Below are 22,779 nucleotides of genomic sequence, written 5' to 3'. Positions count from 1 at the left end.
TGCCGCGGCCGGATATTTTCCGGACCGCCCGCGCAACCACCCTGACCCAACGCAAGTACACAGATGGCCCAATACGTCTATTCGATGAACCGCGTCAGCAAGACCGTGCCGCCCAAGCGGCAGCTCTTGAAAGACATTTCGCTCTCGTTTTTCCCCGGCGCCAAGATCGGCGTGCTCGGCCTCAACGGCTCCGGCAAGTCCACCCTGCTCAAGATCATGGCGGGCGTCGACAAGGAGTTCGAGGGCGAGGCGCTGCCCATGCCGGGGTTGACGATCGGCTACCTCGAACAGGAGCCCAAGCTCAACAACGAGCACACGGTCCGCCAGTCGGTCGAAGAATCGATGGGCGCGGTGTTCGCGGCCAAGGCACGGCTCGAAGAGGTCTACATCGCCTATGGCGCCGAGGACGCCGACTTCGACGCGCTGGCCGCCGAGCAGGCCCAGCTCGAAGCGGTCATCGCCACGGCCGGCACCGACTCCGAGCACCAGCTCGAAATCGCCGCCGACGCGCTGCGCCTGCCGCCGTGGGACGCAACGATCGGCAATCTGTCGGGAGGCGAAAAGCGCCGCGTCGCGCTGTGCCGCCTGCTGCTGAGCAAGCCCGACATGCTGCTGCTCGACGAGCCGACCAACCACCTGGACGCCGAGTCGGTCGAGTGGCTGGAAGTCTTCCTCAAGCGCTTCACCGGCACCGTGGTCGCCATCACCCACGATCGCTACTTCCTCGACAACGCGGCGGAGTGGATTCTCGAAATGGACCGCGGTCGCGGCATTCCTTGGAAGGGCAACTACAGCACCTGGCTGGAGCAAAAGGGCGAGCGCCTGGCGCAGGAGCAGAAGGGCGAAGAAGCCCATGCCAAGGCGCTGAAGAAGGAACTCGAATGGTCGCGCCAGAACCCCAAGGCACGCCAGGCCAAGAGCAAGTCCCGTCTCGCGCGCTTCGAAGAGCTGAGCGACATGGAATACCAGAAGCGCAACGAGACCCAGGAGATCTTCATTCCTGTGGCCGAGCGGCTGGGCCAGCAGGTGTTCGAGTTCCACAACGTCAGCAAGTCCTTCGGCGACCGGATGCTGATCGACGACCTGAGCTTCACCGTGCCACCGGGCGCGATCGTCGGCATCATCGGCCCGAACGGCGCCGGCAAGTCGACGCTGTTCAAGCTGATCGCCGGCAAGGAACAGCCCGACAGCGGCCAGGTCGTCATCGGCTCGACCGTGCGCGCGGCCTTCGTCGACCAGCACCGCGACGAGCTTGCCAACCAGAAGACCGTGTGGGAAGACATCTCGAACGGCCTGGACATCATCAACGTCGGCAAGTTCCAGATGGCCAGCCGGGCGTACGCCGGCCGCTTCAACTTCAACGGCGCGGACCAGCAGAAGAAGGTCGGCACGCTGTCGGGCGGTGAACGCGGCCGGCTGCACCTGGCCAAGACGCTGATCGCCGGCGGCAACGTGCTCATGCTCGACGAACCGTCGAACGACCTCGACGTGGAAACCCTGCGCGCGCTCGAAGACGCGTTGCTCGAATTCGCCGGCACCGTGATGGTCATCAGCCATGACCGCTGGTTCCTCGACCGCATCGCCACGCACATCCTCGCGGCCGAAGGCGACAGCCAGTGGACCTTCTTCAACGGCAACTACCAGGAGTACGAAGCCGACAAGAAAAAGCGCCTGGGTGAAGAAGGCGCCAAGCCGAAGCGGATGCGCTACAAGGCGTTGAAGTAAGGTTCGCCGCCAAAGGAAAAAGCCGCGAGTCGCGGGCTTTTTTCATGGGGAGGCGGTGGCCGAAGAAACCGGCGGCGCCGCCTTGGGCCACGTGCCCAGCAAGCGCTTGCGCACGGCGTAGATGTTGTTGCGCAGCGCATAGAGCTCGTCGGTGTACGACAGCGGCACGGTGATGCGGTGCGTCACGCGATCGAGCTCGTCGAGTTCGTCGAGCAGCGCGTCGCGGTCGCCCTTGCGCGTATCGACTTTCGCTTCGATGTCGCGCAGCCGCGCATACCAGCGGAACACCCGGCTGCGCACGCGGAACTGGTAGAGCGGCGGCACGATTTTGCTGAGCGGCAACATCAGCACGATCAGGCCGCCGAGCACCAGCCACATGCGCTCCACGAGGTTGCTGGCCCAGAAGGGCAGGTAGCGTTGCCAGAAGGGCGGCGTGCCGTTGATGGCGCGGTCGCCTTCGGGGCTCACGGGAAGTTCGCTGGTCTTCGTGTTGGGAAAGTCGCGTGCCCGGTTGAACCAGCCGGCGTCGCTGTGCACGGTCTGCGCGGTCTGTGCAAAAAGCTGGCGCAAGGCCGGGTGCGTCTGGTCGCGCGAGATCAGCGAGGTCGTCGCGGCCACCAGCGACACGTCGTGCGGTGGGACATCGGCGGCAAGGTCGACCACGCCGCGCGGCAGCGTCACCGCCTGCAGGAAGGGGAAGCGGCGCGCGTAGGCATCGCTCTGGCCGAAGTCCATCAACTGGATGCCGGGCGCGCGCAGCAGGCGCTGCACCAGCGGCGACTGCGGCGCCGAGGCGAGCACGACGGCATCGAGCATGCCCGCTTCGAGCGCCTCGGTGGCGGGCGCGGGTTCGAGGTTCGACAGCTGCAGCGTGCTGGCGTCGATATGGTTCGCCTTGAGCAGTTTCTCCATGATGTCGGGCACACCGCTGCCCGCCTTGTCGACGTTGACGCGCAAGCCCTTGAGCTGCGCCATCGAACTCAACACGCCGGTCTTGCGATCGATCTTCTGCGCGACGTCGGTGCGGTAGAACAACCACAGCGGTTCGTAAAACAGGCTGCCGAGCGAGGTCAGGCCGGCCTCTTCGTCGGCCAGCGTGTCGGCGCTGCCGCCGCGCACGAAACCCACATCCGCCTCGCCGCTGCGCAGCAGCTGCAGGTTGTCCGACGAGCCCGCCGTGGCCTTCAGCTCGACCTCGATGCCGTTCGCCCGCAGGGCGCGCGCATAGCGCTCGCCGAAGCCGGCGTACGCGCTGCCCGCCGGGCCGGTGGCGAGCGTGACTTTCTGCGGGGGTTGCGGATCGAGATACCAGTACGCCGCGATCAGCGCACCGATCACGATGAACACGACCGGGCCGGCCGACACGATGAGGTCGCGGATCGACAGCAGGATCAGCTTGAGGGTCTTGGGCATTTGCATCGGGGCCTTCTACCTTTTATTGCGGTGCGCCGGCCAGATCGGCGGCGCACGGGATGTGCAGCGTGCCGACCGTCACGGAGCGGGCAGCGCGCACCGCGCGCACCGTGGCGCGCGCGACGACTTCGGCCGCCATCGCACCGAGCACGGTCATGCCGGGCGTCGAGTCGTCGAGCGGCACGCGGCAGGTGGCGAGCGTGAAGAGCGTGTCGCCGTCGCTCATCGTGTGCACCGGGTTGATGCTGCGCGCCAACCCGTCGTGCGCCACCATGGCGAGGCGGTTCGCCTGCACCTTGGTCAGCACGGCGTCGGTCGCGACCACGCCGATCGTGGTGTTGGTGCCTGCCAGCAGCGGCTTGGGCAATTCGCCGCGCATCAGCGCGCGGCGCGTGTCGAGCAGCGCCTTGCCATCGGCGGTGCGCGCACCCGCCACCACCTGTGCGGTCTCGGGGTCGATCACGTCGCCCAGTGCGTTGCAGGCGATCAGGGCGCCGACCGTGACGCCGCCGACCGTGATGGACGCGGTGCCGACGCCGCCCTTCATCGCGCGGTCGACGCCAAACAGCTTGCCGACCAGCGCCCCGGTGCCGGCACCCACGTTGCCCTCGGCCGGGGCGTGCGTCGATGCGGCTTCGCAGGCCGCGTAGCCGGCTGCGGCGTCGGGCCGGATGCGTGCATCGCCCATCGGCAGGTCGAACAGCACCGCGGCGGGCACGATCGGCAGGGTGCCGAAGCGCACGTCCATGCCGATGCCGCGCTCTTCGAGCCACTGCATCGCGCCTTCGGTGGCGGCCAGGCCCCAGGCGCTGCCGCCGGCCAGCATGATCCCGTGCACCCGTTCCACCAGGTTGCCGGGCGCGAGCAGATCGGTCTCGCGCGTGCCGGGCGCCGCGCCGCGGACATCGACGCCACCGACCGCGCCGTCGCGGGTGACGATCACCGTGCACCCCGTCGGCCGGCGCGTGTCCGTGAAGTGGCCGACCTCGAGGCCGGCGACATCGGTGATGGTGCCTGCGGCGGCCGTATTGGGGGTGGGGGCGTGTGACATCGGCGGCCATGATAAGGCGCACCTTCGTTGTCGCCAGACGCCGGGAATTCCACTGACAGACTTGACCGGGAACGCCGTACACCGGCGCACGGCCCGCGCGGCGACAGTGCTGGCCTCCTCGGATTCCACACGCCCGCGCATGTCTCAACTCACCACCGCCCTCGGCCCGACGACCAGTCGCGCCTACCGCTGCATTTGCGGCAAGCCCGTGTTCCTGCGCAACACGCAATGCCTGCATTGCGCGCGCCAGCTGGGCTACGACGTCGGCCTGCGCACGATGGTCGCCATCGAGCCCGGTCCCGAGCCGATGGACTGGCTGGTGCCCGGCACGACCGACGGCCAGATTTTTCATCGCTGCAACAACCTCGAAACACCGTCGGCGTGCAACTGGCTGGTGCCAGGCGGGACGGCAGAACTGCGCCAGTCGCCAACCAATCTCGCGCCCGGGCTGTGCCTGGCCTGCAGCCTGACGCGCACGATCCCTGATCTGTCGACGCCGGAAAACCAGGCGTTGTGGCGCAAGCTCGAAATCGCCAAACGGCGTCTGCTGTCGCAGTTGCTGTCGCTCGCGCTGCCGATCGAGACCCGCCTCGAAAAGCCGAACGGCATCGCCTTCGACATGCTGGAAAACCTGCCCGACGGCCCCCCGGTGCTGACCGGCCACGACGACGGCCTCATCACGCTGAACATTGCCGAGGCCGACGATGCCGAGCGCGAAAAGATCCGCGCGGCCATGCACGAGTCGTATCGCACGCTGCTCGGCCACTACCGCCACGAGATCGGCCATTACTACTGGGACCGTCTCGTGAAAGACAGCCAGTGGCTGACTGCTTACCGCGAACTGTTCGGCGACGAAACCGTCGATTACGGCGAGTCCTCAAGCGCCATTACGAGAACGGGCCGCCGCAAGACTGGCCGCTGCATTACGTCACCAGCTACGCCACCACCCACCCGTGGAGGACTGGGCCGAGACGTGGGCGCACTACCTGCACATGGCCGATACGGTCGACACGGCGGTGAGCTTCGGCATCGATTCGAATTCGGTCGACATCGACAGCGATCCCTACACGGTCGACGACCTCTGGCAACCCGACCATCCGGATGCGGAGGCTTTCCTCGCATTCCTGAATTCTTGGGTGCTGTTGACGCACGTGCTGAACGAACTCACGCGCAGCATGGGCCAAGCGGACTATTACCCCTTCGTGCTGCCGCGCGATGCGATTGCCAAACTGCAGTTCATCCACGAGGTGGTGCGCTCGGCCAGCAACCCGGTCGTGGTCAACATGACGCCGGTGGAGCAGCCCGCGCCGAGCTCTGTCCCGGCCTAGCGCCGGAGGCGTATCGGGATCGATTTGGCTGCGGGCACTTGGCTTTTTTCCGCATGGTGCGCGAGCGGCATGAGCGGGTTGCACTCGGGGTAGTAGCCTGCGACGCAGCCCGGCGGAATGTCAAAGCGGGTCACGCGCAGGCCCGTCACTTCGCGCAGCGTGTCGTCGGCCACCGCGGTGCTCGCCGTGACGATGGCGCCGTCTTCGAGACCCAGCCGGACGATGTCCCCGTCGTTCATCAGCAGCACCATGCGCGTGCCGTAAACGCCGCGAAAGCGGTCGTCCAGGCTGTAGATCGTCGTGTTGAACTGGTCGTCGCTGCGCATCGTCATCAGGCGCAGCACGTCCGGTCCGGTCTCGGGTGTGTCGGGGTCCGCCACCAGGCCGGCCTCGGCGATGAAGGTCGCCTTCCCGCTGGCCGTTTTCCACACGCGCTCGCGTGCCGGGATGGGCCGCTGGAAGCCGCCGGGGTGAACAAAGCGTGCTTCGAAATCGCGGAACACATCGGGGTAGGTCGCTTCGATCGCCTGGCGCACCAGCGCGTAGTCGCCCGCCCAGGCTTCCCAGGGCACAAGGGCGTTGGCATCGAGCGCGGCGCGCGCGATGCCCGCGACGATGGCGGCTTCCGAACGGAGTGTGGCCGCGGCGGGCTCGGCCACGCCCTTGGAGGCATGGATGAAGCCCGTCGAGTCTTCCAGTGCCACCGTCTGCTCGCCGCTGGCCTGCCGGTCGATCTCGATCCGGCCGAGGCACGGCAGCAGATACGACACCTCGCCGTGCACCAGGTGGCTGCGGTTGAGCTTGGTGGCGATGTTGACAGTGAGCCGCAAGCGCTGCCAGGCCGCCTCGATGAGCTGCGTTTCTGGCACCGCGCGCACGAAGTTGCCGCCGAGCCCGATGAACGCGCGTACCGAGCCGTCGAGCACGCCCCGGCAGGCTTCGACGGTGTTCAGGCCCTCGTCGCGCGGCGGCTCGAACGCGTACAGCGCGGCGAGCTTGTCGAGGGGCGCGAGTTCCGGCTTTTCGGTGATGCCGACGGTGCGCTGCCCCTGCACGTTCGAGTGGCCGCGCACCGGGCAGATGCCCGCGCCGGGGCGGCCGATGTTGCCGCGCAGCAGCAGCAAGTTCGACACCATCTGCACGTTCTGCACGCCCTTGCGGTGCTGGGTCAGGCCCATGCCGTAGACGGCGATCACCGCACGCGCTGCGGCATAGACGCCGGCCGCTTCCTCGATGTCGGCGCGCGACAGGCCCGACTCCCGTTCAATGTCGGGCCACAACGCGTCACGCATCGCTTGCGCGAACGCATCGAAGCCGCTCGTGTGTTCGGCCAGGAAGTCCGCGTCCAGCACGCGCCCGGCGCCCTCGCGCTGCGCGGCATCGTCGGCCTCGACCAGCCACTTGCACATGCCGGTGAGTGCAGCGATGTCGCCGCCGATCTTCAGCTGCAGGTACTGCGTGCTGATCTGCGTCTGTGCGGGCGTGAGCATGTCGATCGGTGACTGCGGGTTGGCGAAGCTCACCAGCCCGCGTTCGCGCAACGGGTTAAACGTGACGATCGGGACGCCGCGCTTGCGGGCGTCCTGCAGCGGATGCAGCATGCGCGGGCTGTTGACGCCCGTGTTCTGGCCGAAGAAAAAGATGGCATCGGTCTGCTCGAAATCGTCCAGCGTGACGGTGCCGACCGGCACGCCGATCGTCGCCGGCAAGGCCACCGAAGTGCTCTCGTGGCACATGTTCGAACTGTCCGGCAGGTTGTTGTTGCCGTAGAGGCGCGCCAGCAACTGGTACATGTAGCTGGTCTCCAGCGACGCGCGGCCCGAGGCATAGAACACCACCGATTTCGGATCGACCGCGCGCAGCCGACGCAGCTCGGCACCGATGCCGGCGAACGCCTCGTCCCACGACACTTCGAGGTAGCAGTCGCTCGCCGCGTCGTAGCGCAGCGGAACCGTCAGCCGCCCACCGGCTTCGAGATCGTGGTCGCTCCACCGAAGGAGGCTGGTCACCGTGTTGTCCGCAAAGAAACCTGCCGGCATGCGCTTGCCCGTGAGTTCCCACGCGGTGGCCTTGGCGCCGTTTTCGCAGAACTCGGCAAAGTGAGGCTTCGCCGGCTTGGCCCATGCGCAACTGACGCAGGAAAAGCCACCGGGCTTGTTTTGCACCAACAGTGCCTTGGTGCCCGCGACCAGCGCCTCTTCGCGCAGCAGATACGTCGTCACGGCCTTGACTGAACCCCATCCGCAGGCAGGATGGTCATTGGGCTTGATCTCGGGGACGGTGCTCATCCGGCAACGGTAGGGAGACGCCATCCGCGACGAAGTAGGGAAGGCCGGCCACGCGCTGTCGGACGAGCGGCCTCGTGGTCACGGTTTGACCGGGTCCATCGACATCACGGTCAGCGCCCCGTCGACCTTGTCGGCGGTGAAGGTCACCTTGTCGCCGGCCTTCACCTGCTGCAGCAACGCCGGGTCTTTCAGGCGGAAGACCATCGTCATCGCGCCCATGTCGATGTTCGGAATCTCGCCATGCCGCAGCGTGATCTTCTGCGCGTCGACGTCGACTTTGCGGACTTCGCCCTCGACGCGCGGCAGCGCACCGGCCGTTTGCGACACAGCGTTGGCGGCGCCCAGCAGCAGGGCGCAGGCGGTGATGAATTTGCGGGTGTTCATGGTGTGTTTGCTTTTCGTCATCAATGGTTGTGGGCGCCATGGCCCGAAGGTTTGCGGACCGTCGCATCGGGCGCGCCGGTCGGCCCGGTCGCCGCCGGGGGCGCCGCGCGCGACGGTGCCGGCGGCGCGGCGTCGACGACTTCGCGGGCCACCGTGCCGGCCGGGTGCCTGAACCAGCCGGGGTCGGTGTAGTCGCCCGGCTTCTGGTCGCGCCGCACTTTCAGCAAGGTGAACATGCCGCCCATTTCGGCCGGGCCGAACGGGCCTTGCCCGCTCATCATCGGCAGCGTGTTGTCGGGTAAGGGCATTTCCATCGCGCCCATGTCGGCCATGCCCTTGTCGCCCATCACCATGTAGTCGGGCACGAGTTTTCTGATCTTGTCGGCCACGTTCTGGTGGTCGACGCCGATCATGGTGGGCACCTCGTGGCCCATCGGTCCCATCGTGTGGTGCGCCTTGTGGCAATGCAAGGACCAGTCGCCTTCCTCGTCGGCGACGAATTCCATCTGGCGCATCTGGCCGACGGCGATGTCGACCGACACCTCGGGCCAGCGCGCGCTCTTCGGCACCGGGCCGCCGTCGGTGCCGGTGACCTCGTATTCGTGGCCGTGGATGTGGATCGGGTGGTTCGTCATCGTGAGGTTGCCGACGCGGATGCGCACGCGGTCGTTCCTGCGCACGTTGAGCGTGTCGATGGCCGGGTACACGCGGCTGTTGAAGCTCCAGATGTTGAAGTCGGTCATGGTGTTGACCTTGGGCGTCTTGCTGCCGGGCTCGACGTCGAAGCTGCCGAGCAGGAAGCAGAAGTCGCGGTCGACCTTGTCGATGAGCGGGTGCGCCGCCTTCGGGTGCGTCACCCAGAAGCCCATCATCCCCATCGCCATCTGCACCATCTCGTCGGCATGCGGGTGGTACATGAAGGTGCCGGGTCGCCGCGCGGTGAACTCGTAGACGAAGGTCTTGCCCGGCGGGATGTGCGGCTGCGTGATGCCGCCCACGCCGTCCATGCCGTTCGGCAGGCGCTGGCCGTGCCAGTGCACGGTGGTGTGCTCGGGCAGCCGGTTGGTGACGAAGATGCGCACGCGGTCGCCTTCGACCACCTCGATCGTCGGCCCCGGCGACTGTCCGTTGTAGCCCCACATGTTGACCTTGAAGCCCGGCGCCATCTCGCGCACCACGGGCTCGGCGACGAGATGGAATTCCTTCACCCCGTTGTTCATGCGCCAGGGCAGCGTCCAGCCGTTGAGCGTGACGACGGGGTTGTACGGCCGGCCGGTCGGTGGCATCAACGGCGCGGCAGTGGTGGTCGACGTCTGGATCACCGGCTCGGGCAGCGCGGCCATCGCGACGCGGCTCACCGAGGTCGCGGCCACGGCGGCGGTGGCGCCGGCGAAGAAGTTGCGGCGGTTCATGTCGCGCTCCCGGTGAGCGTCAACTGGAGGTCGACATCGGCCAGCCAGAAGTCGCGTTGCGCGTCCATCGCGGCGTTCACGGCCAGCATCGAGGCGCGCGTTTCGCCGAGCAGTTCCCACACGCTCGCGAGCATGCCGTTGTAGCGCAGCACCATCTCGTCGTTGACCTGGCGGCGCAGCGGCAACACCTCGGTCTGGTAGCGCAAGGCGATGGCGTACGCGCTGTTCCAGCGGGCGAGCGATTCGCGCGCTTCGCTGGCGGCCCGCACGCCGGTGTCGCGCACCCGCGCTGCAGATTGAAGGTAGAGCGCTTCGGCACGCGCGTTGCCGGCCTGGCCCCAGTCGAACAGCGGGATCGGCAGCGCGAGCTCGACGCCGCGTTCGGTCGTGCGTGACCGGTCGGGGCCGTTGCCGAACACGGTGTTGCGCACCGCGCCGAGTTCCAGCGCGTTGACGACGCGTGTCGCGCGCGTGAGGCCGAGCGCATCGGCGGTGGCGGCGTTTTGCGCCTGGGCAGCGCGCACGTCGAGCCGGTCGCGCAACGCCAGCGCCTGCACGTCGCCGAGCGCGGGCGCGGCCGTCGGCAGCGCGGGCAGGCGGTCGGGCAGGGTGTACGACGCGGCCTGTGCACCGACGAGGCCGAGGGTGCGCGTCAGTTGTTCGCGGCTCTCGACTGCGGTCTGTTCGGCGCGCGCCAATTGCGCGGCGGCGTCGGCCAGCAGCAGCTGTTCGCGCGTGCGCTGCAGCGTGCTCCAGTTGCCGACCTTCGCCATGCGATGTGCGAGTTCGGCGCCGGCTTCGGCCGCGTCCTTCGCGTCGCGCAGGTACACCACGCTCTGTTGCGCCGCCACCGCGCGCACCCAGGCGCGGCGGGTGTCGGCGGCGAGCAGCAACACGCGCTGCGCGGCCTCGAGGCGGGCGACCTCGTGCCGTTGACCGGCCCAACGCGCCTGCCACGGCAGTGCGATCAGGTTGATGACGTTGAAGCTCAGCGCGCGGTCGATCTCCAGGGCGCTGCTCTCCCGCAGCCGGCTGAAGGCGAACACCGGGTTCGGCAGGCTCGACGCCTGCACGCGCTCGGCGTCGCTCAGCTGCAGGGTCGCAAAGGCATCCTGCACGCGCGGGCTGTTGACGAGCGCGATGCGCACGGCGGCTTCGACATCGAGGGGTTTCGCGAGCAAGGCCTCGACGGCGCGGGCCGAGGCGTCGTCGGGTGTGCGTTGTGGCGAGGCGCCGCGGGTCAGCGGGTTGTCGCCGACCAGTGCCTGCACGTCGGCGCTGCCGCCGTCAGGTGACAGGCTGGCGCAGCCGGTGACCGCCATGGCGGCGGCAAGTAAAAGGAATTTCAAGACAGATCTCCACGGGCAAGGAAACGGCCGACCGGCGCGCGAGCGCTTCAGGCGGACGGACTACGGGCACGGAGATCAGGAAATGGGCGGTTTCAGGCCCGGCGCCGGCTCGGCGCTGGCGAACGCGGCGGTGGCGAACGCCGGCGCGGTGCGTGGCGCCTCGACAGGCGTGGCCAGGGCGGGCCACAGCGTCACCGCGACGGAATGACAGAGCTGGCAGTCACCGCAGGTGCTGTGGCAGTCGTGCGGTGGCTGGCTTGTTTCGGCCGGCGCGCCATGGCCTTGATGTGCGTCATGGCCATCGTGGCCGTCCTGCGTGGCACCGGCCATCGAATGCGTCGCATGGCCGGTGGCGGACAGCGCCACCGCCTCGATCGCCATCGCTTCAATCGCCATCGCGTCACCCAGCCAGCCGCGCAAGGGCAGCAGCAGGATCGCGAGGGCGAGGATGAGAACGCGCATGGCCCGGATTTTAGGACGGTGTGTGCACAGGCGGCAACGCGCGCAGCAGCCGCAACCCGTTCGCCACCACCAGCAGGCTGGCACCCATGTCGGCGAACACGGCCATCCACATGGTCGCGCTGCCGAAGATCGCGAGCCCGAAGAACACCACCTTGATACCGATCGCGAGCGAGATGTTCTGCCACAGCACCGCATGCGTGCGGCGCGACAGCCGCACCGTCTCGGCGATGCGGCCGAGGTCGTCGTTCATGATGACCACGTCGGCCGCTTCCATCGCGATGTCGGTCCCCGCGGCGCCCATGGCGAAACCAATGTCGGCCTGCGCCAGCGCCGGCGCATCGTTGATGCCGTCGCCGGTCATGCCGGTGGCGCCGTAGCGCTGGCGCATCTCGTTCACCGCGGCGAGCTTGTCTTCGGGCAGCAGTCCGCCGCGCGCATCGGCGATGCCCGCGGCCTCGGCCACCGCCCTCGCGGTCGTCGTGTTGTCGCCGGTCAGCATCACGGGCGTGATGCCGAGCGCCTTGAGTTCGGCGATTGCGGCGCGCGATCCGGGCTTGACGGTGTCGGCCACCGCGAAGAGCCCGAGCACCGCGGCCTCGTCCGCCAGCAGCGTGACTGTGCGACCTTGCTGCTCGTGCGCGGTCAGCGCCGCTTCGAGTGCGGGGCTGCACAGGCCGCGCTCCTCGATGAGGCGGTGATTGCCGAGCACGAGCGCGCGCCCGGCGACGCGGCCCTCGACGCCGCGCCCGACCAGTGCGCGGAAATCGTCGACCGGCGCGTCGTTGCGCTCGATGCCGGCCGCGATGGCTTTGGATACCGGGTGGTCGGAGCGCAGTGCGAGGCTGGCAGCGGCCGCACGGGTCGCGACGTCGTCGGCGCCACCCCACGCTTGCCAATCGACTAGCACCGGCTTGCCTTCGGTGAGGGTGCCGGTCTTGTCGAGTGCCACCGCGCGCAGCTTGCGCGCCGACTCGAGGTGCGTGCCGCCCTTGATGAGGATGCCGCGCCGCGCCGCCGCCGTGAGGCCGCTCACGACCGTGACCGGCGTCGAGATGACGAGCGCACAAGGGCAGGCGATGACCAGCAACACCAGCGCCTTGTAGATGGCCTCGAGCCAGGGCCAGCCGAACAGCAGCGGCGGCAGCACCGCGACGGCCAGCGCCAGCACGAAGACCGTCGGCGTGTAGATGGCGGCGAAGCGCTCGATGAAGCGCTGCGTGGGCGCGCGCGACGCCTGCGCGCGCTCCACCGATTCGATGATGCGATCGAGCGTGGTGTGGCCGGTCTCCGACGTCACGCGCATCTGCAGCTCGCCGGTCTGGTTGACCGTGGCGGCGAACACGGTGTCGCCGACGGTCTTGTCGACCGGGATGCTCTCGCCCGTCACGCTGGCCTGGTCGATGGCGCTGGCGCCCGCCGTGACCACGCCGTCGAGCGGCACGCGGTCGCCCGGGCGCACCCGCACCACCGCGCCGACCGGCACCTCGCGCGCCGCGACGCGCTGCCAGTCGCCTTGCGGCGTCTGCATTTCCGCCTCGTCGGGGGCCAGCGCCATCAATCCGCCGATGGCGTTACGGGCGCGGTCGGCAGCGCGGTGTTCGATGAGCTCGGCGAGCGCGTAGAGCGCCATCACCATCGCCGCTTCGGGCCACTGGCCGATGAGGAATGCGCCGGTGACGGCGACCGACATCAGCGCGTCGATGCCGAGCTTGCCGCGCAGCAGGGAGCGGATGCCGCTCTGGTAGATGCCCAGGCCGGCCAGTCCGATGGCGACGGCGGCGAGACCCATGCCGGTGATGCGCCACGCGAGCGTGTCGGGCAGCAGCAGGTGGCTGAGCTCGGCGGCGATCGCGACGACGAGCGCGGCCGCGATGCGCGGCCAGGCGGGCAACGGCCCGTGGTCGTGGCCGTCGTGGTCGCCCCCTGCGGACTCGGCGTCGTGGTTGTGCGCCTTCTTCGCCGGGGGCTTCAGGGAGATGGGCGTGCCGCAGCAGCCGGTGTCGCAGGCGGCGGCAGCGCCCTTGGCAGCGGTGGGGGTCATCGGGCTTTGGTTTTCGGTGGTTCTCAACATGTGCCACGATTGGAAACGTTGAAGTCACTCGAAGGTCAAGCCCCATGCGCAATGTCCCTGCACCTCTCATTTACCGCATCGGCGAAGCCGCCACGGCCAGCGGCGTGAGCGCTGCCAACATCCGCTACTACGAGCAGCAGGGGCTGATCGCGCCGCCGGCGCGCGGTGACAACAGCTACCGCGTCTACAGCGATGCCGACGTGCACCGGCTGCGCTTCGTGCGCCTGTGCCGCGCAATGGACATGTCGCTCGACGAGGTGCGCACGCTGCTCGCGCTCGACCTGCGCAGCAAGGCCGATTGCGAGGCCGCTTGCGTTGCGCTGGATTCGCATCTGGGCCATGTGCGCGAGCGGCTGCGCGAACTGCGCTCGCTCGAAAAAGACCTCGTCGCGCTGCGCGACAGTTGCGACGGCACCGACGCGCAATGCCACATCATCGAAACGCTGCACGCCCGGGCGGATGCCCAGCCGGTAACCGGCGAGCGGGGCACGCCCGCCTCACGTCATGTTTAGGCCACGTTCAGGCCACGTCTCGCGCGCAGCGCCCGCCGGCAGCGGCATGCCGCGTTCCTGCTGTACCGCGCGCAGCACATCGGGGAAATCGGTGATGACGCCGTCCACCCGCATCTCGACCAGGCGGGCCATGTCGGCGCGCTGGTTCACCGTCCACGGCAGAACCAGGAGGCCGAGCTGGTGCGCCTCGGTGACCTGCTCGGCGCGCAGGTCGGCGAAGGCGGGCGACCAGGTCACGGGCGTCCTGGCGTCGCCCGCTGCCTGCTTGACCAGTTGCGGCGCCGAGCCGCCCACCGTGCCCACATCCAGGCCTGCGGTCCAGCGCGGATCCTTGAGGGTGCGCGGGCTGCTGAGGTAGGCACGCGGCAGTTGCGGTGCGCGCTGGCCGACGATCGCGAGCGTGCGCCAGTCGAAGCTCTGCACCGTCACGCGCGATGCCATGCCGGCCTTGTCGATTTCGGCCAGCAACGCACGCACCATCGGCTCCGGCGCGGCGGTGTCGTCGGGCCGGGTCGGGTCGATCTTGGTCTCGATGTTGAAGCGCACGTTGGCTGCGCCGCCGTCGCCGCGCGACTTGACCAGCGCGAACAGCGCGGCCAACGTCGGGATGCGTTCGCCATCGCGCGGCTGCTGGCCCGCGAAAGGCTTGCCGTAGGCGCTCGACGGGTTGAGCCGGCCCACGTCGTAGGCCTGCAGTTGCGCCAGCGTGAGCGAGCGGATGGCGGGCCCGGTGGCACCCAGCCACGCGCCGGCCGCATCGCGTGTGTGGTCGGGGTTGAGCGCGGTGTCGTGCGAGATAACGACCACGTCGTCGGCGGTGAGGCCGATGTCGAGTTCGAGCGTGGTCACGCCGAGGTCCATCGCTTGGGCGAACGCCGCCAGCGTGTTTTCAGGCGCGAGGCCGCGCCCGCCGCGGTGCGCCTGCAAATCGAAGGCGAGGGCGGGCGCGCCGAGTGAGAAAGCCAGCGCGGCGAGCAAGAAACGCAAGGTGTTCATTGTGGTCATGCGTGCGCGCCTAGCGCAGCTGCACCTTGATGCCGTCGCCGACGACGGTGATGTCGCCGATCTCGTAGGTCTTGCGACCGACCGTGAGTTCTTCGGGCTTGAAGGTGCGCAGCGCCTGGTCGCGCAGCAGTTCCTGCGCGACCACGGCGCCGATCTGCTGCAGCCGCTCCGCGTCGCGCCCGGTGATGCCCTGCAGTTCGAGGCGCTCGGCCTTGGGCTGGTCGAGCCGCAGCGTGCGCGTGGCGGCGTCGTATTTCAACGCGCTGCTGACCGTGACGACGCCCTGGATGGCGGCCGGCTGCAAGAGGGGGCTCGCGATCGACAGCACGGCCGTCAGCGCCGCGCGGTTGGTGCGCGCATCGAGGCCGAGTTGTGGCTCGCGCAGGCCGACGGTGAAGATTTCGGCATAGCGCTGCGCCACCGGAAAGTGGCGCTCGATCTGCGCCTGCAACTCGGCCCGCGTGGCTGTGTATTCGTTGGTGAAAAAGTTGAAGCCTGCCCACGCACTGGCAGCGGGCAACACGGCGGCGGCGAACGCAGTGCGAAGGGCGGTGCGTCGGGACATCATCGGTGTCATGCGCCCTCGCGCCGGGTCAGGTCGTCACGAAAAAATACGTTCAGTTCATCGCCCGGCGCCGCATCGGCGAAGCCTTCGAAGCTGCCTTGCTCCGCGATCAGTTGCGCGCTGCGCATGAAGGCGCCCCAGGCGGCTCGCGCCAGTCCGCCGCCGACGCTGACGCGGCGCACGCCCAAGTCGGCAGCGTCCTTCAGCGTGAGGCCGCCGGCCGATCCGATCAGCAGGTTGAAGGGCTTGGGCGCGACCGCGTCGACCACCGCGGCGATTTGTTCGCGGGTGCGGAGGCCGGGCGCGTAGAGGCAGTCGGCGCCCGCATCGGCATACGCCTTCAGCCGCGCGATCGTTTCGTCGAGGTCGGGGCGGCCGGCGAAGAAGCCTTCGGCGCGTCCGACCAGCAAGGTGTCGCCGCCTTTCTTGTCGATGGCGGTGCGCGCGGCACGCAGGCGCGTCACAGCGGTGTCGATGTCGTAGAGCGGGTGCGCGGCGTCGCCCGTCGCGTCTTCGATCGAGAGGCCGGCGACGCCGGTCTCGATGGCGAGGCGCACGCTTTGCGTGACGCCGGCCGCGTCGGGCGCGAAGCCGTTCTCCAAATCGGCGTTGACGGGCAGATCGGTCGCGGCGACCAACTCGTACAGGTGCGCGAGCACCGCGTCGCGCGAGGTCGCACCGTCGGGCTGGCCCTGCGACCAGGCGAAGCCCGAACTGGTGGTTGCCAGCGCCTTGAAACCGAGTCCCTGCAAGTAGCGCGCACTGCCGATGTCCCAGGGGTTGGGAAGCACGAAGCATCCGGCCACGTGCAGCTGGTGGAACGTGCGGCGCTTGTCGGCGATGCCGGGCCGTGTCGTGCTCGTCGTCATGGGTCGATAGTGCCAGAACACGCTTGCCCATCGCTCGCGTGGCGTGGTGTAGGCGGTGTCCGTCAAAGCGTTCCGCATAAGCCTGCCATGCGCCCGCCGAGCGCAATGTCAGATTGCATCGGCTTTCAGAAATACACAGAAGGAGACATCTCATGACATGCGAAGCGGTTCATTGCTTCGACAAGGCGAGTGTTCGCTTTGCCCTTTACCCCGATGGTTTCGACGGTACGCGCGTGCTGGCTGAAATTTCGGAAGACGCGTTGCGCGACGTGTTCGGCGCGCGCGGCAACGGCGAGAGCTTGGTCGAAGCCTGCAAGATGCACTTCAGTGCGATCGAGGCGCGCGCGCTCGAACACTATCGCGCGGTGCCTCGTGGCAGCCTCAACCTGGTGACCGACGACTTTTCATTCCACGTCATGCGCCGGACCGCCGTGCAGCCGCCGGCTGCTGGTCCGGCCAACGCGAGCCGCTTTGCCGATGCAACCCAGGCCCTTCGGGGAATTGCGATCGCCTGATCAGTCGTGGAGGGACGACAGGAACTGTTTGAGTTCCGGCGTCTGGGGATTGCTGAAAAGCTCCGTTGGCGGGCCCATCTCGTGAACCTTGCCCTGGTGCATGAAGATCAGCCGATCGCTCACCTTGCGGGCAAAACTCATCTCGTGCGTGACCATCAGCAACGTCATGCCTTCTGCGGCCAGTGACTCCATCACGCGCAGCACCTCGCCGACCAGCTCAGGGTCGAGCGCCGACGTGATCTCGTCGCACAACAGCACAGCGGGTTCCATCGCCAGCGCACGCGCAATGGCAACGCGCTGCTGTTGACCACCCGAGAGTTGGTCTGGCATCGCATCGAATTTTTCCGCCAGCCCGACGCGCAGCAACAGCTTTTTGGCCTGTGCACTCGCATCCGCCGTGCTCCGCTTCTTGACCAGCGTCGGGGCCAGCATCACGTTCTTGCCGACCGTGAGGTGCGGAAACAGATTGAACCCCTGAAAGATCATGCCGACGCGCTGGCGCAGCTCGCGCATGGCCATGGCACTTTCCTGGAGCAGCGGCTTGCCGTCGACGGTGAGGGCGCCTTCCTGGAACACCTCGAGCCCGTTGATGCATCGCAGCAGCGTGCTCTTGCCCGAGCCGCTCTTGCCGATGATCGCAATGACCTCGCCGCGCTTGACCGAGAGGTCGATGCCCTTGAGCACCTCGTTCGTGCCGTAGGACTTGCGCAGCGCGGTGATCTGCACAATGGCGGCGCCGTGCGCCACGCTCGCCTGGACGGGAACTGCTTCAGCGACGTTGGACATTGAGTTTTCTTTCAAGATGCTTGGCGTACAGGCTGATCGGGAAGCACAGCGCGAAGTACAGCAGCGCGACGCAGCTGAACACCACAAACGGCTGGAAGGTGGCGTTCGAAATCATGCTGCCCGCCTTGGTGAGCTCGACGAAGCCGATCACCGAGGCCAGTGCCGTGCCCTTGACCACCTGTACCAGAAAGCCAACCGTTGGCGCGGTCGCGATCTTGACGGCCTGCGGCAGGATCACGTGGCGCAGCTGTTCGCGAAAGGTCAGCGCGAGGCTGCTCGACGCTTCCCACTGGCCCTTGGGGATCGAGGCCACGCAGCCGCGCCAGATTTCGGTGAGGTAAGCGCTGGTGTAGAGCGTGAGCGCCAGGGTGGCGGCCGTCCAGGCAGACACGTCGATGCCCATCAGCGCGATGCCGAAGTACGCGAGGAACAGCTGCATCAGCAACGGCGTGCCCTGGAACAGCTGCACATAGACACTGATTGCGCGTTCGAGCCACTTGCCCGCCCGCAATCGAAAGAACAGCAGCAGGGCACCGACCAGCCCGCCGCCGACAAAAGCGATGAGCGACAGCACGACGGTCCAGCGCAATGCCATCAGGAGGTTGCGGACGATGTCCCAGAGAGTGAATTCCTGCACGTGTCTGTCTCGGGTTCAACGGCCGAAAAACCATCGGGGCCCGGCCCAGTCGAGCAGGCGGCGCAGGGCGACCGACAGTGCAAGGTAGATCAGCGTGGCGACGATGAAGGCTTCGAACGCGCGGAAGTTGCGGCTCTGGATCAGGTTGGCCGCGTAGCTCAGTTCCTCGACGGAGATCTGGCTGCACACCGCCGAGCCGAGCATCACGATGATGATCTGGCTCACCATGGCCGGCCACACCTTCTTGAGCGCGGGCGGCAGCACCACGCGCAGGAACACCTGAACCTTGTTCAGCGCGAGGCTGATCGCGGCTTCGATCTGGCCCCTGGGTGTGGCCTCGATGCCGGCACGGATGATCTCGGTCGAATAGGCGCCGAGGTTGGCGACCATGGCGATGATCGATGCCGTTTCCGGCGTCAGTTTCACCCCGGCGGCCGGCAGCCCGAAGAAGATGAAAAAGAGCTGCACGATGAACGGCGTGTTGCGGATGAGCTCCACATAGGCGCCGACGGTCCAGCGCAGCCAGGTCGGTCCGCTCGATCGCGCCCATGCACACGCCACCCCCACCACCATCCCGACCACGGTCGCGATGGCCGTGAGGCCGATGGTCCAGACGATGCCCTTGGCCAGCAGGCGCCAATCGACAAGGATGGCGCCGAAATCGAACTCCATCGGATCAGACCGGAAGGTCGCCGATGCCCTTGCCGAGCCACTTCTTGGACATGGCGTCGAGCGTGCCGTCCTTCTTGGCCGCCGCGATGATCTCGTTCACCTTGGCCTTGAGTGCGTCTTCGCCCTTCGGGATGCCGACGAAGCACGGGCTGTCCTTGAGCAGCAGCTTGTACTCGGCGTTGATCTTCGGGTTCTTGCGGATCATCTCGGCCGCGACCGCGCCGCTCATGGCGATGGTCTGCGTCTGGCCGGCCACGAAGGCGGCGATGGTCGCGTTGTTGTCCTCGAAGCGGCGATAGTCGACGTTGGCCGGCGCCACCTTGTTCAGTTCCTGGTCTTCCATCGCGCCGCGCGTCACGGCGACCGTCTTGCCGGCCATTTCCTTGAAGTCGGTGAGCTTGAGCGACTTGGAAGCGAACACGCCCTGAAAGAACGGCGCGTAGGCCGACGAGAAGTCCATGACTTTCTCGCGCTCGGCGTTCTTGCCGATGGTGGAGATCACGAGGTCGGCTTTCTTGGTCTGCAGGTACGGGATGCGGTTGGCGCTGGTCACTGGCAGCAGTTCGAGCTTGACGCCCAGCTTCGCGGCAATGAGCCGTGCGGTGTCGATGTCCAGGCCCTGCGGCGCCATGTCGGGGCCGACGAAACCGTAGGGCGGATAGTCGGTCGGGATGCCGATGCGGATCGTCTTGGCCTTCATGACGTTGTCCAGCACGTTCTGGGCATGGCTGCCGGTGGCGAGGAAGGCGGCGGTGGCGAGGACGGCCAGCGAAGCGGCGCGACGGGTGAAAGTCATGAACAGGATTCCCTTGGCGTGTGATCGGACCAGCGCAAAACGGTGCGCCGGGGGTGCCCGAAGGGATAAGCAAGAGGTGTGCCGAAGGTCCAGAATGGCGCCTTTCGACTCAGGAGACAACGCGATGAGCGCTTCCCCGATCGCCGCATGGCATCGACTCGTCATGAATCGCCACGCAGCCGGCATCGAGGCCATGCTGGCCGACGACGCCGTGTTCTATTCGCCCGTGGTGCACACGCCGCAGGTTGGCAAGCCGATCACCTTCAAGTACCTGGCATCCGCCTTCGACGTGTTGTTCAATCCCACCTTTCGCTACACGCGGGAGATCGAGGGGCCGCGCGATGCGATGCTCGAATTCGAAACCGTGATCGACGGCCTGACGGTGAACGGCGTCGACATCATTCGCTGGAACGACGCCGGCCTCATCACCGAATTCAAGGTGATGCTGCGGCCGCTGAAGGCCGTGAACCTGGTCCACCAGCACATGGGCGCGATGTTGCAGGCGGCGCAGCAGCAGCAACAGCAGCCGGGTTAGCTCAGGACTTGAGCGTGGCCTTCAGCGTGATCTCGGGCACGCTGGCGAGCGCCTTCGACAACGGGCAGCCTTCCTTGGCCCCCTTGGCGATTTCCTGAAACTTGGCTTCGTCCAGGCCCGGCACGGCGGCATCGAGTTCGAGCTGAATGCGGTCGATCTTGAAGCCGGCGCCGTCCTTGGCCAGTCGCACGGCCGCTTTGGTGTCGATGGACGTGGCCGCCAGGCCTGCGGCTTCGAGCGCGAAGGCAAATGCCATCGTCAGACAGGCGGCATGCGCAGCGCCGACGATCTCTTCCGGATTGGTGCCGCGCTTGTCGTCTTCGAAGCGGCTTGCAAAGCCGTAAGGGTAGCTTTTGAGAGCGCCGGTTTCGGTGCTGATTTTGCCCTTGCCGGTCTTGCCGGCGCCTTCCCAGTGAACGCTTGCGTGCTTGTCGGCTGCCATGGGTATTCCTTCGAAGTGGTGGATGAAGCGTCTCAGGCTACGGCAGCGAAGCGACCGTGTCTGTCGGCCGTCGGCTACGTCGCCAAGGTGACTCGGCCCGGGCTTCCCCGATTGGGCAGTCAGGTTGTGCGGCTTAGGCTGACCGCCTTCCCGAGACCGACCGAAAGAACCATGGACCGCCCGCATTACAAGTTCTGGCCAAAGCGCCTTCCGCATTCGATCACCGTCCCTGCCACCTCGCTCTGGCACAACCTCGCCACCAGCGCGGCGCGCTTTCCCGACAAGGCTGCCCTCGTTTTCTTCGGCACCGTCATCACCTACCGCGATTTCCTGGCGCAGACCGAGCGGCTGGCCGGCACGTTGCACGCGTTGGGCGTGCAGCGCGGCGACCGCGTGGTGCTCGACATGCAGAACTGCCCGCAGCTCGTGATCGCGCATTTCGCGATCCTGCGCGCCAATGCGGTCGTCGTGCCCGTCAACCCGATGAACCGGGCCGAGGAGCTCAAGCACTACATCACCGATCCGGATGCCAAGGTGGCCATCACCACCGGCGACCTCGCGCACGAACTCGCCAAGGCCAGCAATGCGCTGGCGCCACAAGACCGGCTGGCGCACCTGATCGTCACCCAGTTCACCGACACCTTCGACGCCGGGGTGAGCGGCGACGAAGCGCCCGCTGCGGCCTGGCGCGACTGGCTGCTGACCCGCCATCCGATGCCGCAACTGGATGGCGGAAAGACCATGGCGTGGACCGACGCGCTCAACGCCGGCCACGCGCCGCCCGAGCACGTGGTCGGCGCGAACGACATGGCGTTGCTGCCGTACACCAGCGGCACCACCGGCCTGCCCAAGGGCTGCATCCACAACCATTCGAGCCTGAACCACAACGCCTTCGCCGGCCACCTCTGGGGCCTGGGCTCGTCCGAGGCGGTGGTGCTGGCGGTCGTGCCGATGTTCCACATCACCGGCACGGTGAGCATGATGCACACGTCGATCGTGTTCGGCGGCACGCTGGTCATCATGCCGCGCTGGGACCGCGACGTGGCGGGCCGTCTCATCTCACGCTGGAAGGTGACGAGCTGGACCAACATCCCGACCATGGTGATCGACCTGCTCGCGAGCCCGAACTTCGCGAGCTACGACCTCAGCAGCCTCACCTACATCGGCGGTGGCGGCGCCGCGATGCCGCAAGCCATCGCGCAGCGCCTGCTCGAGCAGTACGGCCTGAAGTACCTCGAGGGCTACGGCCTCACCGAGACGGCCGCGCCGTCGCACGCCAACCCGTATGAAAACCCGAAGCAGCAGTGCCTCGGCATTCCCTACATGAGCACCGATTCACGCGTGGTCGACCCCGACACGCTGAAGGAATTGCCGATGGGCGAATCCGGCGAAATCATCACGCACGGCCCCGAGGTTTTTCAGGGCTACTGGAAGCGGCCCGACGCCACGGCCGCCGCCTTTGTCGAGTTCGAAGGCAAGCGCTTCTTCCGCACCGGCGACATGGGTCGCGTGGACGAAGACGGCTACTTCTTCATGACCGACCGGCTCAAGCGGATGATCAACGCGAGCGGCTTCAAGGTGTGGCCCGCCGAGGTCGAGCTGCTGATGTTCCGCCACCCCGCGATCCAGGAGGCCTGCATCATTTCGATGAAAGACGCCTACCGCGGCGAATCGGTCAAGGCCGTGGTCGTGCTGCGCCCGACCCACAAGGACACGACCGAGCAGGACATCATCGACTGGTGCCGCGAGAACATGGCGGTCTACAAGATCCCGCGCAAGGTGCAGTTCGTCGACTCGCTGCCCAAGAGTGGTAGCGGCAAGGTGATGTGGCGGTTTCTGCAGGAGGCGGAGGAGAAGGCGGGCTGAAAGGCGAGGGCTCTGGGTCGCTGCGCCGGCCTGATCGTGGGTGGGCGCAGAGGAGCGTGCACAGGCACCGATGAAACGGGAAGGCGCTGCTTCTCT

Annotated in this window: 21 protein-coding genes and 1 pseudogene; 6 read left to right on the top strand and 16 right to left on the bottom strand. The window is 67.3% G+C overall.

The window, feature by feature from the left end; translation table 11 throughout:
* Positions 1-63: 63 nt before the first annotated feature.
* On the top strand, positions 64-1,725 hold the full coding sequence (ettA, locus tag AX767_RS03080; protein WP_068628532.1) for an energy-dependent translational throttle protein EttA: 1,662 nt from the start codon (positions 64-66) through the stop codon (positions 1,723-1,725).
* 42 nt (positions 1,726-1,767) lie between these two features.
* Here ettA and AX767_RS03075 read toward each other — a convergent pair whose 3' ends face one another.
* Entirely contained in the window at positions 1,768-3,144 is a 1,377-nt protein-coding gene (locus AX767_RS03075) for a TAXI family TRAP transporter solute-binding subunit (RefSeq protein WP_068628530.1), read from the bottom strand.
* 16 nt (positions 3,145-3,160) lie between these two features.
* The gene (locus tag AX767_RS03070) at positions 3,161-4,189 is read right to left on the bottom strand and encodes a P1 family peptidase (protein ID WP_068628528.1); all 1,029 of its coding nucleotides are present in this window, start codon (positions 4,187-4,189) and stop codon (positions 3,161-3,163) included.
* On the opposite strand from AX767_RS03070, the pseudogene AX767_RS22215 reads away from it, so the two are divergent.
* Positions 4,146-5,517 (top strand): annotated as a pseudogene (locus AX767_RS22215) (zinc-binding metallopeptidase family protein). The gene AX767_RS03070 and the pseudogene AX767_RS22215 overlap by 44 nt on opposite strands.
* On the opposite strand, the gene AX767_RS03055 reads toward AX767_RS22215, so the two are convergent.
* The 6 genes from AX767_RS03055 to AX767_RS03030 all read right to left on the bottom strand — a co-directional run bounded on the left by AX767_RS03055 (position 5,514) and on the right by AX767_RS03030 (position 13,453).
* Entirely contained in the window at positions 5,514-7,805 is a 2,292-nt protein-coding gene (locus AX767_RS03055; protein ID WP_068628522.1) for an FdhF/YdeP family oxidoreductase, read from the bottom strand. The pseudogene AX767_RS22215 and the gene AX767_RS03055 overlap by 4 nt on opposite strands.
* A 78-nt stretch (positions 7,806-7,883) precedes the next feature.
* On the bottom strand, positions 7,884-8,189 hold the full coding sequence (locus AX767_RS03050) for a copper-binding protein (RefSeq protein WP_068633291.1): 306 nt from the start codon (positions 8,187-8,189) through the stop codon (positions 7,884-7,886).
* Positions 8,190-8,209: 20 nt separating this feature from the next.
* On the bottom strand, positions 8,210-9,601 hold the full coding sequence (locus tag AX767_RS03045) for a multicopper oxidase family protein (protein ID WP_068628520.1): 1,392 nt from the start codon (positions 9,599-9,601) through the stop codon (positions 8,210-8,212).
* Entirely contained in the window at positions 9,598-10,950 is a 1,353-nt protein-coding gene (locus AX767_RS03040) for a TolC family protein (protein ID WP_237288531.1), read from the bottom strand. The genes AX767_RS03045 and AX767_RS03040 overlap by 4 nt, the downstream gene beginning before the upstream one ends.
* 75 nt (positions 10,951-11,025) lie before the next feature.
* Positions 11,026-11,412, bottom strand: a complete 387-nt coding sequence (locus AX767_RS03035) for a DUF2946 family protein (RefSeq protein WP_068628516.1) — start codon at positions 11,410-11,412, stop codon at positions 11,026-11,028.
* A gap of 10 nt (positions 11,413-11,422) precedes the next feature.
* Positions 11,423-13,453 (bottom strand): heavy metal translocating P-type ATPase, encoded by a 2,031-nt coding sequence (locus AX767_RS03030; RefSeq protein ID WP_082755113.1) that lies wholly within the window; start codon positions 13,451-13,453, stop codon positions 11,423-11,425.
* Positions 13,454-13,527: 74 nt separating this feature from the next.
* Between AX767_RS03030 and AX767_RS03025 the strand changes: the two genes are divergently transcribed.
* The gene (locus AX767_RS03025) at positions 13,528-13,995 is read left to right on the top strand and encodes a Cd(II)/Pb(II)-responsive transcriptional regulator (protein WP_068628514.1); all 468 of its coding nucleotides are present in this window, start codon (positions 13,528-13,530) and stop codon (positions 13,993-13,995) included.
* On the opposite strand, the gene AX767_RS03020 is transcribed toward AX767_RS03025, so the two are convergent.
* From AX767_RS03020 to AX767_RS03010, 3 genes are read right to left on the bottom strand one after another with little or no spacing between them, the layout of a single operon-like run.
* The gene (locus tag AX767_RS03020; protein ID WP_210392618.1) at positions 13,981-14,991 is read right to left on the bottom strand and encodes a glycerophosphodiester phosphodiesterase; all 1,011 of its coding nucleotides are present in this window, start codon (positions 14,989-14,991) and stop codon (positions 13,981-13,983) included. The two genes, AX767_RS03025 and AX767_RS03020, sit on opposite strands and share 15 nt — an antisense overlap.
* 19 nt (positions 14,992-15,010) lie before the next feature.
* Positions 15,011-15,565, bottom strand: coding sequence for a DUF1439 domain-containing protein (locus AX767_RS03015; protein ID WP_237288530.1), 555 nt, complete (start codon positions 15,563-15,565; stop codon positions 15,011-15,013).
* Positions 15,566-15,573: 8 nt separating this feature from the next.
* The gene (locus AX767_RS03010) at positions 15,574-16,434 is read right to left on the bottom strand and encodes an isocitrate lyase/PEP mutase family protein (RefSeq protein WP_068633286.1); all 861 of its coding nucleotides are present in this window, start codon (positions 16,432-16,434) and stop codon (positions 15,574-15,576) included.
* A 152-nt stretch (positions 16,435-16,586) separates the two neighbouring features.
* Between AX767_RS03010 and AX767_RS03005 the strand changes: the two genes are divergently transcribed.
* A complete protein-coding gene (locus AX767_RS03005) occupies positions 16,587-16,949 on the top strand; it encodes a hypothetical protein (protein WP_210392548.1) in 363 nt (120 codons plus the stop codon).
* Here the strand turns inward: AX767_RS03005 and AX767_RS03000 are convergent, their stop codons facing one another.
* Genes AX767_RS03000 through AX767_RS02985 form a run of 4 tightly spaced genes read right to left on the bottom strand, consistent with a single transcriptional unit; the run spans position 16,950 to position 19,840 of the window.
* Positions 16,950-17,735, bottom strand: a complete 786-nt coding sequence (locus AX767_RS03000; protein WP_068628510.1) for an amino acid ABC transporter ATP-binding protein — start codon at positions 17,733-17,735, stop codon at positions 16,950-16,952. It lies immediately after the preceding gene.
* On the bottom strand, positions 17,719-18,372 hold the full coding sequence (locus tag AX767_RS02995) for an amino acid ABC transporter permease (RefSeq protein WP_068628509.1): 654 nt from the start codon (positions 18,370-18,372) through the stop codon (positions 17,719-17,721). The genes AX767_RS03000 and AX767_RS02995 overlap by 17 nt, the downstream gene beginning before the upstream one ends.
* Before the next feature lie 15 nt (positions 18,373-18,387).
* Positions 18,388-19,044 carry an amino acid ABC transporter permease gene (locus AX767_RS02990; RefSeq protein WP_068628507.1) on the bottom strand — a complete coding sequence of 219 codons (657 nt, stop codon included), beginning with the start codon at positions 19,042-19,044 and terminating at the stop codon, positions 18,388-18,390.
* A gap of 4 nt (positions 19,045-19,048) precedes the next feature.
* Positions 19,049-19,840, bottom strand: coding sequence for a transporter substrate-binding domain-containing protein (locus tag AX767_RS02985; protein ID WP_068628505.1), 792 nt, complete (start codon positions 19,838-19,840; stop codon positions 19,049-19,051).
* A 124-nt stretch (positions 19,841-19,964) separates the two neighbouring features.
* Here AX767_RS02985 and AX767_RS02980 point away from each other — a divergent pair, with 124 nt between their 5' ends.
* The gene (locus tag AX767_RS02980; protein WP_068628503.1) at positions 19,965-20,375 is read left to right on the top strand and encodes a nuclear transport factor 2 family protein; all 411 of its coding nucleotides are present in this window, start codon (positions 19,965-19,967) and stop codon (positions 20,373-20,375) included.
* Position 20,376: 1 nt separating this feature from the next.
* Here AX767_RS02980 and AX767_RS02975 read toward each other — a convergent pair whose 3' ends face one another.
* On the bottom strand, positions 20,377-20,817 hold the full coding sequence (locus tag AX767_RS02975) for an OsmC family protein (protein WP_068628501.1): 441 nt from the start codon (positions 20,815-20,817) through the stop codon (positions 20,377-20,379).
* Positions 20,818-20,988: 171 nt separating this feature from the next.
* Here AX767_RS02975 and AX767_RS02970 point away from each other — a divergent pair, with 171 nt between their 5' ends.
* Positions 20,989-22,683 carry a long-chain fatty acid--CoA ligase gene (locus tag AX767_RS02970; RefSeq protein ID WP_068628499.1) on the top strand — a complete coding sequence of 565 codons (1,695 nt, stop codon included), beginning with the start codon at positions 20,989-20,991 and terminating at the stop codon, positions 22,681-22,683.
* Positions 22,684-22,779: the final 96 nt, after the last annotated feature.

The sequence above is a fragment of the Variovorax sp. PAMC 28711 genome (genome assembly GCF_001577265.1).
In the GTDB taxonomy this organism is placed as follows: domain Bacteria; phylum Pseudomonadota; class Gammaproteobacteria; order Burkholderiales; family Burkholderiaceae_C; genus Variovorax.
The sequence above is the reverse complement of the archived record's forward strand: the minus strand, read 5'-3'. Positions and strand labels throughout refer to the sequence as shown.